This window comes from Nocardia anaemiae NBRC 100462 (genome assembly GCF_001612725.1).
In the GTDB taxonomy this organism is placed as follows: domain Bacteria; phylum Actinomycetota; class Actinomycetes; order Mycobacteriales; family Mycobacteriaceae; genus Nocardia; species Nocardia anaemiae.
Genome location: NZ_BDAZ01000019.1, coordinates 20058 through 34425 on the forward strand (window position 1 = coordinate 20058; position 14368 = coordinate 34425).

At 67.2% G+C, this 14368-nt stretch carries 11 protein-coding genes; 3 read left to right on the forward strand and 8 right to left on the reverse strand.

What is annotated here, in order from left to right; translation table 11 throughout:
* Positions 1-28: 28 nt before the first annotated feature.
* On the forward strand, positions 29-2302 hold the full coding sequence (locus NA5_RS13320; protein WP_245672216.1) for a helix-turn-helix transcriptional regulator: 2274 nt from the start codon (positions 29-31) through the stop codon (positions 2300-2302).
* 4 nt (positions 2303-2306) lie between these two features.
* On the opposite strand, the gene NA5_RS13325 is transcribed toward NA5_RS13320, so the two are convergent.
* From NA5_RS13325 to NA5_RS13340, 4 genes are all read right to left on the reverse strand, one after another.
* Positions 2307-2822 carry a DinB family protein gene (locus NA5_RS13325; protein WP_062985535.1) on the reverse strand — a complete coding sequence of 172 codons (516 nt, stop codon included), beginning with the start codon at positions 2820-2822 and terminating at the stop codon, positions 2307-2309.
* A 94-nt stretch (positions 2823-2916) separates the two neighbouring features.
* Positions 2917-3765 carry an alpha/beta fold hydrolase gene (locus NA5_RS13330; RefSeq protein ID WP_062985537.1) on the reverse strand — a complete coding sequence of 283 codons (849 nt, stop codon included), beginning with the start codon at positions 3763-3765 and terminating at the stop codon, positions 2917-2919.
* A complete protein-coding gene (gene hsaA, locus NA5_RS13335) occupies positions 3765-4958 on the reverse strand; it encodes a 3-hydroxy-9,10-secoandrosta-1,3,5(10)-triene-9,17-dione monooxygenase oxygenase subunit (protein ID WP_062985746.1) in 1194 nt (397 codons plus the stop codon). Before hsaA ends, NA5_RS13330 begins: the two co-directional genes overlap by 1 nt.
* A 148-nt stretch (positions 4959-5106) precedes the next feature.
* Positions 5107-5811: a response regulator transcription factor gene (locus tag NA5_RS13340; RefSeq protein WP_062985540.1), complete on the reverse strand. Its 705-nt coding sequence runs from the start codon at positions 5809-5811 to the stop codon at positions 5107-5109.
* A 275-nt stretch (positions 5812-6086) separates the two neighbouring features.
* Between NA5_RS13340 and NA5_RS13345 the strand changes: the two genes are divergently transcribed.
* On the forward strand, positions 6087-6728 hold the full coding sequence (locus NA5_RS13345) for a maleylpyruvate isomerase family mycothiol-dependent enzyme (RefSeq protein WP_062985542.1): 642 nt from the start codon (positions 6087-6089) through the stop codon (positions 6726-6728).
* Between the two features lie 13 nt (positions 6729-6741).
* Here NA5_RS13345 and NA5_RS13350 read toward each other — a convergent pair whose 3' ends face one another.
* Positions 6742-7680, reverse strand: coding sequence for a tyrosine-protein phosphatase (locus tag NA5_RS13350; RefSeq protein WP_245672217.1), 939 nt, complete (start codon positions 7678-7680; stop codon positions 6742-6744).
* A gap of 59 nt (positions 7681-7739) precedes the next feature.
* Positions 7740-10142: a PEP-utilizing enzyme gene (locus NA5_RS13355; RefSeq protein WP_169811295.1), complete on the reverse strand. Its 2403-nt coding sequence runs from the start codon at positions 10140-10142 to the stop codon at positions 7740-7742.
* A gap of 169 nt (positions 10143-10311) precedes the next feature.
* Here NA5_RS13355 and NA5_RS13360 point away from each other — a divergent pair, with 169 nt between their 5' ends.
* Positions 10312-11799, forward strand: a complete 1488-nt coding sequence (locus NA5_RS13360; RefSeq protein WP_062985548.1) for an FAD-dependent oxidoreductase — start codon at positions 10312-10314, stop codon at positions 11797-11799.
* Between the two features lie 97 nt (positions 11800-11896).
* Here the strand turns inward: NA5_RS13360 and xylB are convergent, their stop codons facing one another.
* Positions 11897-13309: a xylulokinase gene (gene xylB / locus NA5_RS13365; RefSeq protein ID WP_062985550.1), complete on the reverse strand. Its 1413-nt coding sequence runs from the start codon at positions 13307-13309 to the stop codon at positions 11897-11899.
* Positions 13309-14307, reverse strand: coding sequence for a zinc-dependent alcohol dehydrogenase family protein (locus NA5_RS13370; RefSeq protein WP_062985552.1), 999 nt, complete (start codon positions 14305-14307; stop codon positions 13309-13311). Before NA5_RS13370 ends, xylB begins: the two co-directional genes overlap by 1 nt.
* Positions 14308-14368 lie beyond the last annotated feature (61 nt).

Here is a 14368-nt window from a genome sequence, read left to right on the forward strand (position 1 = left end):
TGAAAAGGTATGCAGCGTGGTGCGGCACGTGACAGGGAACCTCCCCGCTGAGGTGACGAGCTTCGTCGGTCGTGACGCCGAGGTCGCCACGGCACGCAAGCTGCTGTCCAGTACCCGGCTGCTCACCCTGACCGGGCCGGGCGGTGTCGGGAAGACTCGGCTCAGCCGAAGGGTGGGGGAGACGGTGCGCCGCGCCTTTCCCGACGGCGTCTGGCTGGTCGAGGTGGCGCATGTGCACGATGGGGACTTGGTGGCGTTGAGCGTCGCGCAGGCGCTCGGTCTGCGCGACGACACCACTTCCCCCGTCATCGGTCTGACCGAATTCCTCGCCGACAAGAGCCTGCTGTTGATCCTGGACAACTGCGAGCACTTGATCGGCGCGTGTGCCGAACTCGTGGACCGGTTGATTCCGGCGACCACCGATGTGCGGATCCTCGCGACCAGCCGCGAGCCGCTCGGGGTCTCCGGGGAACAGGTCATGCCGGTATTACCGCTCGCGGTGCCGGAGGTCGACGAGCACGAGACACGTCCGGCGCACGTCGACAGCGATGCGTTGCGGCTGCTGATCGATCGGGCCGTCGCCGCGAATCCAGACTTCCGAGTCACCGATGCCAATCGCGGGGCGCTGGCGGCGATCTGTCGTCGCCTGGACGGTATACCGCTGGCGCTCGAGCTGGCGGCACTGCGGTTGCGGATGTTCACGCCGGATCAGGTGCTCGCGCGTCTGGACGATGCGATGCGGCTGCTCACCGCGGGGTTGCGCACCGCACCGGAACGCCAGCAGACCCTGGAGGCCGCGATCCGGTGGAGCTACGACCTGTGCACCCCCGACGAACGGCGGCTGTGGGAGCAGCTGTCGGTCTTCGCGGGCGGTTTCGATCTGGAGGCCGCGGAGGCGGTCTGCACGGTCCCGGACGCGCTGTTGGACGCACTGACCGGGTTGGTGGACAAGTCGGTGCTCGGCCACCGGCAGAACAGCGACGGTACCGGGCGCTACACCATGCTCGAGCCATTGCGTCAGTTCGCGTTGGCGCGATTGGTCGCCCGGGGTGGTGAGCGGGCGGTGCGGCTGCGTCATCGCGACTACTACCACGGGATCGCCGCGCGGGGACGCACCGCGTATTGGGGGAGCGAGGACGTCACCTGGTTCCGTGACGTCACTCGCGAACATCCGAATCTGCGTGCGGCACTGCAGTTCTCGCTCGCCGATCCGGAAAGCGCCCATCGCGCACTGGAGATCGCGACGGAACTGCGACCGTTCTGGGAGCATTACCGCTTCCTGCTGGAGGGCTATCGCTGGCTGCTGGAGGCGCTGGAGAAGGATCTCGACCATTCGAAGGATCGAGCGCGGGCATTGGCCGCCGCCTCGGTGATCGCCGCCATGCTTTCGGATCCGGAGACCGCGACGCGATTCGCGGACGAATGTCTGGACATCGCAACCGAACTCGATGCCGATGATGTGCTCGTCGAACATGCCCTGCTCGCCGCACTATTGGCATTCGCCAACGACGAACCCAGAGGGGCACTCGATATCGCCGAAGCCGCATCGGACCGTGCGCGAGCCTGCGCCCACCACGGTGTCGAGATGGAGAGTCTGGCCTTCGCGTATGTGTGTGCGCTGGTGCTCGACGATGAGCGGGCGGGCGCGATAGCGGATCGATTCCTCGCCAAGACCAAGGACTACGGCTCGCACCTGTTGGGCGGTCTGGGACACTGGGCCGTTGGCACCGACCGCTGGCATAAAGGTCAGCAGGACCAGGCGATCGCGGAGCTACACAAGGCGGTCGAGCTGTTCAGCCTGTTCGACCGGTGCGTATGGACGGCATCCGGTTTCGATGGACTCGCGTGGGTGGCCTCGGCCGCGGGCGATCTGAACCGTGCGGCGCGGCTGATGGGCGCGGCATCGACGGTGCGCCGCGGCAGCACCCAGCGACTCGCCCATGAGATGACCGAATTCGTCGGCGACAAGGTGCGCCTGCAGGTACGCGATGCGATGGGCGAGAAGGAGTTCCAGGCCGCCTTCGATGCGGGCGCGGCGTTGGGACTGGAGGAGGCGGTCGCTTTCGCGCTCGGCACCCCGCTGCCTACCGCGCCGGTGAAAACCGTTGCGGCGGATGTGCTCACCCGGCGGGAACGGGAAGTCGCGCGGTTGATCGGGGCGGGTCACAGCAATAAGAGCATCGCGAGTGAGTTGGTGATTTCGATTCGGACCGTCGAGAGTCACGTCGACCACATTCTCACCAAGTTGGGCTTCACCTCGCGGACCCAGATCGCCGCATGGGTCAGCCGGAATGAGATCTGACGGGTCAGTCGCCGGTCGCGCCGTCGATGCGTTCGCGCAGGAAGTCGGCGTGGCCGTTGTGTCGCGCGTATTCCTCGATCATGTGCACATAGACCCAGCGCAGGCTGTATTCGGTATTGCGATGGGTGAACACGTGGTCCAGGGGTAGGCCCGCGACGGCGGCGTCGGCCGACTTGATCTCCGCGTGCAGCGTCGCCAGATCCGCGGCGGCATCGGCATTGGCGATATCGTCGAAATCGCCGTTCGGGTTGTCTTCACTGCAGTACAGGTAATCCAGCGGTTCACCGCAGCTGGCGATGCGGAACCAGCCGCGTTCGCATTCGGCGAGATGGCGGACCAGGCCGAGCAGCGATAGCGTCGAGGGTGCGACGCAGCGCCGCTTCAGCTGTTCGGCCTCGAGCCCGGCGCATTTCCACAGCAGGGTGCGGCGGTGCAGGTCCAGCCAGGTTTGCAGCATGGTTCGCTCGTCGGCGACCAGCGGCGGCTTGGTTCTGGTGATCTCGGGTGCGGTCCACGTCACCGGCCGACTGTAGCTCCGAACCCGCGACCGGATCTCGTGAATTACCGCGACATCGACCGGACATAGTGATGCCTATGTCGCCTCGGCATCGGCGCTACAGGCCGGAGTTCAGGAAGTCGATGACCGCGCGCTCGAAGGCGTACTTGCGCTCGACCTGCACCCAGTGTCCGCATCGCCCGAACAGCCGCAGATCGGCATTCGGCAACAGACGCGACGGCAGCAGCGCGCCCTCGGCCGGGGTGACCCGATCATCGCGACCCCACAGCAGCAGCACCTCATTGCGCAATCCGCGCAGCCGTGCCCACAGCGGAACAGGTTCCGCGAAGGCGGGATTCGCGAACGTCGCGTAGGCGTCCCGGATCGCGGCGATGGCGGCCGGATCCGCCGCCGCGGCCCATCGGCTCTCGACGAGTTCGTCGGTGAGTACCGCCTCGTCGAAGACCATGGTCCGCAGCCAGGCGAGTACGCGGTCCCGGGTCGGCTCGCCGATGAAGTCGAGCAGCCGTCGAATCCCTTCGGACGGTTCGGGTCCCAGCACATTGGCGCCGACACCGCCCGGCGCCATGAGCACCAGTCGATCGATGCGCTGGCCGTGTTCCAGCGCCACGAGCGTCGCCACCGCACCGCCCATGGAGTTGCCGAGCAGGTGCACCGACGGCAGTTCCAGTTGATCCAGCAGTGCGAGCACCGCGTCGGCGGCGATGCGCAGATAGTTGCGCTGGTACACCTCGGGTCGCTCGCTCGCGCCGAAGCCCGGCTGATCCAGGATCAGGCAGCGGAAGTGTTCGGCGAGTACCGGCAGGTTGGCACCGAAGTTGGCCCAGCCCGACACACCGGGGCCGGAGCCGTGCAGCAGCACCAGCGGCGGGCCCGAACCCGCCTCGTGGTAGCGCAGTTTCAGCCCGTCGACGGTGATGTGGCGACTGGTATCCGCCGCGTCCATCAGACCATCCGATCTTCGACCGGCAGCCCGAACTCACCGCGGCCGAACATGGCGAGGGCGCGCTCGACATCGTTGATGACGTGCACGCTGCCCGCGTGCGCATCGCGCCAATGGCGTTCGATCGGATTGGGTTTGCGGATCGAGTGGCCACCGGAGTTGTCGAACAGCAGCTCGATCGCCTGGATCGCGCGCTCGGTGCCGCGTACCTGATCGCGGCGGGTGCGCAGCCGGATTTCGTACGGAATCTCTTCGCCCGCTTCGGCATAACGCAGTTGCTCGGAGATGTTGTATTCCATTTGCAGGATGGCCGCGTCGATTTCGGAGCCCGCGCGGGCGACCCGCACGTGTGCGAATGCGTCCTCGGCCACCTTCTGCCCGCCGTAGGACAGTCGGACCCGCTCGCGCATCCGCTCGATATGCGCCTCGTACGCGCCCTGCGCGGCACCGATGATCGGTGCGGTGATGGTGTTGGAGAAGACGCCCGCGAATGGAATCCGGTACAGCGCAGCGGGATTGGCCTCCTGGCCCGGCCCGCGCAGCTGTGATTGCTCGGTGGCGCTGTAGGCGCGGTGATGCGGAACGAAGGCCTTCTCGATGACGATATCGTTGCTGCCGGTGCCGGACAGGCCGACCACGTGCCAGACGTCATCGATGCGATAGTCGTTGCGCGGCACCAGGATTGTCAGATAGTCCTTGGGATTGCCGTGCTCGTCCGGGGCCAATGCACCCAGGAATGCCCACTGCGCATGGTCGCAGCCGGAGGAGAAACTCCATCGTCCGCTGACCTCGTAACCGCCCTCGACCGGCGTGAGTCGACCGGTCGGCGCGTACGACGAGGAGATGAGCGTGTCGGAATCCTCGCCCCATACTTCTTCCTGCGCCCGCAACGGGAAAAGCGCCAGCTGCCAGGGGTGCACGCCGAGCACCGAGGAAACCCAGCCGGTGGACGGGCAGGCCGCGGCGATCGTGCGAATGACCTCGTAGAACGCCACGGGGGAGGCTTCCTCGCCGCCGAAACGCGACGGCTGCAGCATGCGGAACACCCCCGCCTCGGTCAGTTCCCGGATGCTCGCCACCGGAACCCGCCGCTGCAGATCGGTGTCCGCGGCTCGCTGCCGGATTGCCGGGACCAGATCCCGAACCCGATCGAGCACCTTATTGGGCCCACCCGTCACCCGGCCACCACCCCTCATCGAATCGCTGCGCGATGCTGGGCCCATGGGAGTCCTCCTATGTTCTCGCGACCGGTTGTGCCGGACGACGCCATAGTTTCGACGCTATGGCGGCCGTGGCGGCGCGTCGGGAACAAGTCCCGGTGATCGGAACGCTCGGAGGTGGCGGCTATACCGCGTGCAGCAAATTCGATTCGGTGTTGGTTTCGTAATGATCCGGACCCCAGCGATAGCCGTAGCCGCGGATATTCGTGATCAATCCGGGGCGGTCCAATTTCGCGCGCAACGACGCCATATGCACATACAGTTTCCGCGATACCGCCAGCATCGAGTCACCCCAGACGCAGTCCATCAATTGCTCACGGCTGACCGCGATTCCGGGGCGCTCGACCAGTACGCGCAGCAGCTCGAACTCCAGCCGGGTGAGCGGAACCAGTTTCCCGGCCACCTCCACCCGGCGCGCCGCGAGATCTACGCGAACGTCTTCGCTGGTCACCGTCTTACCCCGGGCGGTACTGGCAACGCCGACCCGACGGGTGACCGCCTCGAGGCGCGCGGCCAACTCGCCGATGCGCGCGGGTTTGACCAAATAGTCGTCGGCGCCGCTGTGCAGTCCGAGCACAATCGAACGTTCATCGGCGTGCTCACCGAGTATCACCACCGGCACCGAACTCACCTCGCGCAATTTGCGCAACACCTGCAACCCGTCCATATCCGGCAGGCCCATATCGAGGATTACGGCGTGATAGCCATGATGCGCCAAGAGCAGATCCGCTCCACGATGCTTGCGCTCCACCTGATGACCGTGCAGTTCGAGCCCCTGTGCGAGGGCGTCGCCGCCATCGGCCTCACCATCGATCATGATCAGCCGCATCCGTCTCACCTTCCCGCACGATCCGCCGAACAGCAGCGAACATGCATGGTCGCCGCCGCCACCCCAGCACGCAAAGTTATTCGCTTGCCACCCTTGGGAAACAACGCTCCGCCCCAGCTGGACAAGTGATCACGGGGAATCCTTGGCGGCAAACGCGAGAAGCCCCCGCCACCAGTGCCACCTGATCTTGATCGCTTCCTCGTCGACCGATGAGTTTCGGGGTGGGGATTCGTCCTAGGTGGTGGAGGGGGTGGCCAGGGGTTGGAGGAGATGCGATGAGCGAGACCGAGGTGCGGGTGGCGATCGAGGCGGAGCGGGGTGAGTTGGCGGAAATGCTGGCCGGGCTGGAGCCCGAGGCGTGGGATGAGCCGACATTGTGTGCTGGATGGCGGGTGCGGGAGGTGGTCGCGCATATCACCATGCCGTTTCGGATGTCCATGCCGCGGTTCGCGCTCGAAATGCTCAAGGCGCGTGGGAATTTCAACAAGATGGCGGATAAGAGCGCGCGGTCGGACGCGGCGGTGCTGACGGCCGAAGAGCTGGTCGCCGCGGTGCGGGACAATGTGAATCACCCGTGGAAGCCGCCGGGTGGCGGATATGCGGGTGCGCTGAGTCACGATGTCATCCACGGTTTGGATATCACCGTGGCGCTCGGGCTCGACCGCGTCATCCCAGCCGAGCGCATGCGACTGGTGCTCGGCGCGCTTTCACCGAGGAGCGTCAACTTCTTCGGGGTCGACCTGGACGGGATCGAACTGCGGGCAGACGATCTCGATTTCACTTACGGCTCGGGTTCGGTGCTCGCGGGTTCGGCGCAGGATCTGCTGCTGGTGTTGTGCGGACGGACCCTGCCCGCAGGGAGTCTGCGTGGCGACGCGGCCGACAGATTCACCGGGCCGGTGCCACCCGCACAGTGACACCGGCACAGGCTCAGTGATTGGTCAGTAACTTCGCCTTCAGCGCGTCCAGCGTCGCACCGTCGATGCCGAGACCATCGGCGACGAACCGGTCGAACGAGCCGTAGGACGCCTGGACCTGGTCGAATGCCGCGTCCAGGAATTCGCGCTGCACACCGAGGAGCGGCTCCCACAGCGCGCGATCGGTCACCAAGCCCTGGGCGACGAGTCCGTCCAGCAGTGCCTTGTTACCGGCTGCCAAGTTGTCGTTGGAGTCCAGGAAGTCGTTGTAGATCTGTCCCTTCGGCACATCCAGCGCGCTCATCAGGATCGCGGTCATCCAGCCGGTGCGGTCCTTACCCGCCGTGCAGTGGTAGAGCACCGCACCCTGCGCGGTCGCGATGTCGGTGAAGGCCTGGGCGAACTGGGCGCGTGCGGTGGGATTGGACACGAACCAGGCGTAGTAGTCGCGCATGATCTTGGCGGCCTTGCCGTCGCCGAGCGCTTCCTGCTGTGCCGTCGGTCCGGCCTGGATCAGGCGCGCCACCATGAGGTAGAAGTCATTGGCCGGGTCGTAGATCGGCTGTTCGGTGCGGCGAATCGATGCCGGGAGCCGATCGGGATCGCGGCCGGTTTCGGTGGGACTGCGGAAGTCGATCACCTGAGTGATATTGAGCGACACCAGTTTCTGCTGTTCGCTGGCGTCGAGTTTGGCCAGCGCGTCGGCGCGGTACACGACACCGGTCGCCACCTTGCTGCCGCCCTTGGCAGGGTAGCCGCCGATATCGCGGGCATTCGGCGCATGCGCCAGACCCAGCGGCCGATCGGCCTGGCCCGGGGACCGCAGCACCGGCACGGCCGGACCCGATAGCGCCGGACCCGCTGACGCTGGACCGGCCAGCGCCGGGAGAACGCCGACCAGCACTACGGCCGCGGCCGCGATCGTGCCGCGGAAAGCGCGCGAATTCTTCACGAGGGGTGTTCCTTTCATCAAGGGCCGCATATGGTCGGCGACCCAAGTTCGGGCTGCGCTCAGTCGGCCAGCAGCGTGACCGTTCCGGCCGCGCCGTCCACGCGCACGCGCTGGCCGTCGGCGAGCCTGGTGGTCGCGGTCTTGGTGTCGACAACACAGGGAATGCCGAATTCGCGCGCGACGATCGCGGCATGGGATGCGGAGCCGCCGATATCGGTGATCACCGCGGCGGCGTAGGCGAACATGGCGGTGTGGCCGGTATCGGTCACCGCGGCGACCAGGATGTCGCCGGGCTCGATATCGTCATCCAGCGACAGCACCAGCTTCACTCGGCCCTCCACGACACCGGCGCATACGCCGATGCCGGTCAGGCTCTCATCGGCGGTCAGGGCCGCCGCGTCCGGGACCGGTTCCCATTGTCCGGCAATGACATCGGGCATTCTGATGGTTTGCAATCGACTGCGTTCCGCGCGCCTGCGAGCCACCTTGTCGGCCGCATCCGCTGGAAGACAGAAGATTTCGTCCAAGGTGAGATAGCAGGCATCGTCGATTTCGCGCAGTCGTCCGGTGCGAACGAGCCGATCGGCCCACTCGCGCACGGCAAGTCGCAGGCAGTGGGTGATCCGGACGACGCCGTCGCGTGCGCGTTCCCGAGCAACCGTGGCTTCGGCGGCCATTCGCGCGGTGCGGCTCGGCGATGAATCCACGGATTCGCGCTTGGGAGCCTGCATTTGAGCGGCGCGGGCCGCGGCGCTCAGCAACAGGGCGGGGCGGTCACCGAATGTCGGGTTGATCAGCTCGCATTCACCGGGACCTCGGTGTCCGACCTTCGCCAACTCCTCGTCGAGCGCGGCGGCGAAGGCGGGTGATTTCGCCCGTGCCGCATCGATATCACCGGCGCGCGCCAGCTCGGCGAGATCAGGGTCGGCGCGACAGAATTCGGCCAGGCGTTCCACCGCGAGCATGGGTTTCGCCGATTCCAACCGATTCAGATCGATCGGAACCTCGCCCGCATTCTTGCCGCGTGCGTGGATGGCGGTGGCGGCGCCGGTCATCATCACACCGATCGCCGCGGCCTGCCACGCCTGGTGCAGACGATCGCGCCAGAGCATGGCGCGCACGTGCAGCTGCTCATCGGACAGTGCGTGGATTTCGTTCGCGTTCAACGCTTCCGCATGCGATGCGGCATTGATCAGTTCGGCCGTCTTGCCGAAGCGGCGGGCGGTGGCGATGACTCGGGACGTCGCGCGCGCCGTTGCCAGCGTGCTGGCCAGTCCCGTCGGCATCGGCGGCTTGCCGTGCGGCTGCAGGGCGATTTCGGCCGGAATATTGCCGTAGGCGTCGCGGCGGATGCTCTCCTCATCCCAGCCCGGCATATTCTCGGCGGCGAGTACACCGATCGAGGCATTGATGTAGATGTGGTGGCCGAGCACGGTGGTGACCCGACTCGTCCAGTGCTCCAAGGCGATTCCGTCGAGTGCGATCATCTCGCCCATGGCCTCGTTGCTGAGGCGGATGGCACCGGCCTGCAGATCGATGGTCAGCGGTGTCATCGGGCCGGGCAATGCTTCAGAGGTATTGGTTGCGGTGTGCACCGGATAGCGCTCGTCGACCCGATCATCGAATTCGCCCTCGAGGCCCTCGGGGGCGACATCGGTGAGCGGATGGTTGTCCGAGGTGGCGGCCCGGGTGGGAATGACGTGCGACGGCAGCGGGATTGCGCCCCGGCGCGTGCGGAAGCCGCCGCCGTCGGGCTTGCGGCCGACCATGCCGCGCACCAGATCGGCGATGACCTCGCGTGCCGTCCAGCCGCAGCGGAATCCCCACTTCTCCTGTGCGACAGTGGGATCCAGGAGGGGCTGGCGACGAGACCAGCCTGGTACCCAGGCCGAGTAGCGTGGGCCCGCTTCCCGCATCATGCGGCGCACCTCGTCGGTGGTGACAACGCCGGGTGCCGCGAGTTCGACGATCTCGAGCCCATCGTCGCTGTGACCGGACGGCAGTGCGGTGGCGGCCAGTACCAGGAAGCGGTCGAGGTCGTCGCTGTGCAGCAGTTGAAATCCGTCGTCGGACTTCGAACCGAGGATCGGCTCCAGAGCCTGGCGGGTTTCGTGCCCGATCCGGCGACCGGCTATCGGTGCGGTGCGCACCAGCACGCTGTCCGCACCCGAGGCACGCAGCACCGCCGTCGGATCCGAAAGCCGCGTCGAGTGGGGAACCACCATGCGCGCACCGGCTTCACTTGCGGCGGCGGCGATTTCGACGAGTCCACTTCCGGCCAGATGCACGACGCTCGCGCAGCCGTCGACTGCGGCGGTGTGGTCGGTCGTGAAACGCACCCGCGGATCGATATACCGATGCCACCGCTGGTCCAGCCCGGCCACTTCGTGCCCGGCGGCCAGCAACATGCGCGCCACCGCGCGACCGCTCGGCTCGGTGATTCCGGTGACCAGGACCCGCATCGATTTCCTCTCCTCACTGGCGCCGGGATACGCGAACGTGACGCCGTTCACACACCATCGCGAGTGCGGGACGCCGCGATCGGTGCCAGTCCCACTGAACGGGAGTACCCGGCTCGACCACCGAGATGATCGATTCCGGCATTGCCGGCCCGGCGGCAGCCTCGATGCCATGACGGTCCGGAAATCGGTCGCGCCGCGTGCCGCCGCCGAGGTGAAGTCCTATGACATCGAGACCGACGTGCTGGTCGTCGGGTACGGCAGTGCGGGGGCGTGCGCCGCCTTCGAGGCCGCGAAGGCCGGTGCCGAGGTTGTGGTGCTGGATCGGGCAGGTGGGCCGGGTGGCGCGTCGGCGTTGTCGGGTGGCGAGATCTACCTCGGCGGCGGTACGCCGATTCAGCGGGCATGCGGGTTCGACGACAGTCCCGAGCAGATGGCGGCATTCCTGGTGGCGGCGCTCGGGCCGGGCGCGGATGTGGCGAAGATCGCGCACTACAGCGAGCACAGCGTGGCGCATTTCCACTGGCTCGTCGAGCGCGGTGTGCCGTTCAAACCCAGCCTCTGGGATGCCCCCGCCTGGGTGCCGCCGACCGATGACGGTCTCATGTGGCTCGGCGAAAACAGTTGGCCCTTCACTGAAATCGCGATCCCGGCCCCGCGCGGGCACCGTCCCACCGCGAACGACTTCGGCGGTCGACTGCTGCTGGACTGTCTGGTGTCCACGGCCGAATCAGCGGGTGTATCAGCGCAATACGACACCTATGCGACGAATCTGATCCTGGGCGAGGACGGTTCGGTGGTCGGTGTGGTTGCCCGACGCTACGGCACGGAGTTCACCATTCGGGCACGACGCGGATGTGTGCTCACCACCGGCGGTTTCGTCGACAACGACGATATGCTCGCCGCCCACGCGCCGCGACTGCTCGGCCACACCAAGGTGAGCGCGGGTACCGACGACGGCAGCGGTATCCGCATCGCACAGGCCGCCGGGGCCGCCGTACGGCATATGTCGGCGGGTCAGGTCGGCGCCTCGCTGATTCCCGGTTTCGCCGCGCGCGGCATGATCGTCAACCATCGCGGCCAACGGTTCGTCAACGAGGACACCTATCCCGGGCGCATCGGCCAGGCCGCGCTATTCGGTCAGGATATGAACGTCTGGGTGGTGCTCGACGAACAGGGCTACGAGGAGGTGCCCGAACGCGAACGCTGGGGCGTGCGCCCGACCCACGTCGCCGAATCCATCGACGAACTCGACGAACTACTCGCCCTGCCGCCCGGCGCCCTCGCCGCCACCATCACCCGCTACAACGAATTCGCCTCCCGCGGAACCGATCCCGATTTCCACAAGGCACCGCGCTGGCTGCGAGCACTGACGCCGCCGTTGGCCGCCATCGACGTGAAAGCGGGCGTCCGTCCGCCCGCGGAATCCGGCAATCGCCGCGGCACCGGCGCCTCCGTCTTCACCCTCGGCGGCCTGCACACCACCCTCGACGGCCGAGTCCTCAACCTCGACGCCCATCCCATCCCCGGCCTCTTCGCAGCCGGTCGCGCCGCCTCCGGCCTCCACGGCGAGGGCTACATCAGTGGCACCTCCCTGGGCGACGCCACCTTCTTCGGCCGCAAAGCAGGCACCGCCGCCGCCCACTCACCCGAGCACTGAACACGACCAAGATCAGGTGGCACTGGTCAGGCGACCCGCGTCCAGGCGGTACCCGTCGGCGAGTTCATCGGCGGGCCGGTGGAGCGCGGCAACGTATTCATCGAGCGTAGAGGGTCTGACGGGTGCTTGCGTACGCAGCCCGGATTCGCTTGCCGATCGCGCCACCATCGCTGGGGGCGCGGATCTCGGCGATGGTACGTGCGGGCCAATTCGGCGGCTGTGCAGTGCCGGTCAATGCCCACGCGGCCTGTCGGGCGGCCCCCAGCGCGACGTATTCGTTCGGCTCCGGGACCGTGACCGTGAGGCCGAAGATCTGGGCGGCGATTTCGGCGACCAAGGCGGAGCGGGCCGCGCCGCCGATGAGCAGGACGCGCCGGATCGGGATTCCCGCGGCGCGCAGGTGGTCGAGCGCATCGGCCATATTGCAGAGCATGCCCTCGACAGCGGCGCGCGCGATATGGCTGGGGCGCAGGGTTTCCGGTCGTAGACCGTGCAGACTGCCAGTGGCTTGCGGCAGGTTCGGTGTGCGTTCGCCGGAGAGGTAGGGGAGCATGACGACGCCCTCCGACCCCGGCGGCGCCTGGCGCGCAAGGGATTCCAGGCCGCTGTTATCGACGCCGAGCAGTTCGGCGGTGGCGTCCAATACGCGGGCGGCATTGAGCGTGCAGGCCAGCGGTAGGAATGCGCCGGTCGCGTCGGCGAATCCGGCAATGGCTCCGGTGGCGTCGGCGCTGGGTGCGGCGGCGCGGGTGTAGACGGTGCCGCTGGTGCCGAGTGAGATGACGACATCGCCGTCCGTGATGCCCAAACCCAATGCGGCACCGGCATTATCGCCGGTGCCCGCCGCGACCAGCGCGCCCGCGGGTGTGCGTCCGACCGCTTCGGCGGGCCCGGCGACGCGGGGCAGCTCGGGGTTCCGTCCTCGGAAGGCATGGGCGAGCAGGTCTGGGCGATATCGACCGGTCGCGGGCGACCAGTAGCCGGTGCCCGAGGCGTCGCCGCGATCGGTGGTCGGTTCGACGGTTGGATCGGATGACCCACCTCGTAGCCGCCAGGTCAGATAGTCGTGCGGAAGCAGCACCCGGTGTGCGCGGTCGGCATGTTCGGGTTCGTGATCGGCGAGCCAGCGCAGCTTGGCGACGGTGAATGCGGCCAGTGGCACGCTGCCGACGGCATCGGCCCATACCTGCGGGCCGCCTAGTTCCGCGATCAGTTCTTCCGCCGCGTCAGCGGATCGAATGTCGTTCCACAACAACGCATCCCGGACCGGCCGACCGTCGGCGTCCAGTGTGACCAAACCGTGCTGCTGGCCCGCGATCGCCACCGCATCGGCCCGGTCCAACAATCCCTCGCCCGCCGAACACAATGCCTGCCACCAGGATTCGGCGGGCACCGCGGTTCCTTGCGGATGCGGGGCATGCGCTTGGTCCAGAATCTCGCCGGTGTCCGCATCGCACAGGACGACCTTGCATGACTGGGTGGAGCTGTCCACCCCCGCGACGGTGGCCATCACGCACCCGGCCGCAACTGGATCTTGCGCCCGATGCCAGCGCGGAATGTCTCCAACGCATCGGGGAATTCGTCCAATCCGAAACTGTGGGTGATGATGGTGTTCGCATCGATCGCGCCCCGGCCCATGAGTTCCACCGCGCGACCGAAGCTGTGCAGCACCGCCATCGAACCGACAATGGTGATCTCGTCGTTGTAGATACGGAACGGTGAGATCGACGCGGTGGCCGCACCCGGCGCCACCCCGAACTGCTGGAACACCCCGCCCCGGCGCACCCGGCCGAGTCCGTCCTCGATCGCGGCGATCGCGCCCGTACAGTCGATGACCACTTCCCAACCCCGCGACCGGTCGAAATCGTCGGCGGTGGTGGCGGCGGCATCCGCGCCGAGCTCGATGGCCACCGGGAGCCGGTCGGTGTTGACGTCGACCACCGACACCGACGCGGCCCCGGCGACTCGCGCCAGCTGCAACATCAGCAGACCCATCGTGCCCGCGCCGTACAGCAGATAATGCGCGCCGAGCGCATGCGGCAGCACATCGAACGCGTGTACCGCACACGACAGCGGCTCGACGAGCGCGCCGTGCGTCAACGACAGCGTCTCGGGCAGCCGATAGCAATTCGCGACGGGCACCGCGACGTATTCGGCCATCGCGCCGTCGACGGTATCGCCGATCGCGCCCCATCGTTCGCACAGATTCCCGCGCCCGATCGTGCAGTAATGACATGCCCCGCAGAACAACGACGGATCGACCGCGACGGAATCGCCGACCCGCACACCGTCGACCCCGGTGCCCAGCGCCACCACCGAACCGGCGAACTCGTGACCGGGCACGATCGGATACTGCGTCGGCGGGAATTCGCCATCGGCGATATGCACGTCGGTGCCGCATATCCCGACCGTGTCCACCCCCACCACGACCTCACCGGGGTCGGGCGTCGGATCCGGCACGTTCTGTACCGCGAATTTCCCAGGCCTCTCGATCACCACCGCGCGCATAGCACTACCTTGCACCCGAACCCCGCCGCCCCGTGGCATTTCGCCCCGCCGCATCGCGGAT

What these genes read in the sequence shown, in the direction of transcription:
- NA5_RS13340 (WP_062985540.1), bottom strand. Translation starts at nt 5,811, where the DNA reads ATGCGGCTGATCATGATCGATGGTGAGGCCGATGGCGGCGACGCCCTC.
- hsaA (WP_062985746.1), bottom strand. Translation starts at nt 4,958, where the DNA reads ATGAGGGGTGGTGGCCGGGTGACGGGTGGGCCCAATAAGGTGCTCGAT.
- NA5_RS13370 (WP_062985552.1), bottom strand. Translation starts at nt 14,307, where the DNA reads ATGCGCGCGGTGGTGATCGAGAGGCCTGGGAAATTCGCGGTACAGAAC.
- NA5_RS13360 (WP_062985548.1), top strand. Translation starts at nt 10,312, where the DNA reads ATGACGGTCCGGAAATCGGTCGCGCCGCGTGCCGCCGCCGAGGTGAAG.
- NA5_RS13345 (WP_062985542.1), top strand. Translation starts at nt 6,087, where the DNA reads ATGAGCGAGACCGAGGTGCGGGTGGCGATCGAGGCGGAGCGGGGTGAG.
- NA5_RS13330 (WP_062985537.1), bottom strand. Translation starts at nt 3,765, where the DNA reads ATGGACGCGGCGGATACCAGTCGCCACATCACCGTCGACGGGCTGAAA.
- NA5_RS13355 (WP_169811295.1), bottom strand. Translation starts at nt 10,142, where the DNA reads ATGCGGGTCCTGGTCACCGGAATCACCGAGCCGAGCGGTCGCGCGGTG.
- xylB (WP_062985550.1), bottom strand. Translation starts at nt 13,309, where the DNA reads ATGGCCACCGTCGCGGGGGTGGACAGCTCCACCCAGTCATGCAAGGTC.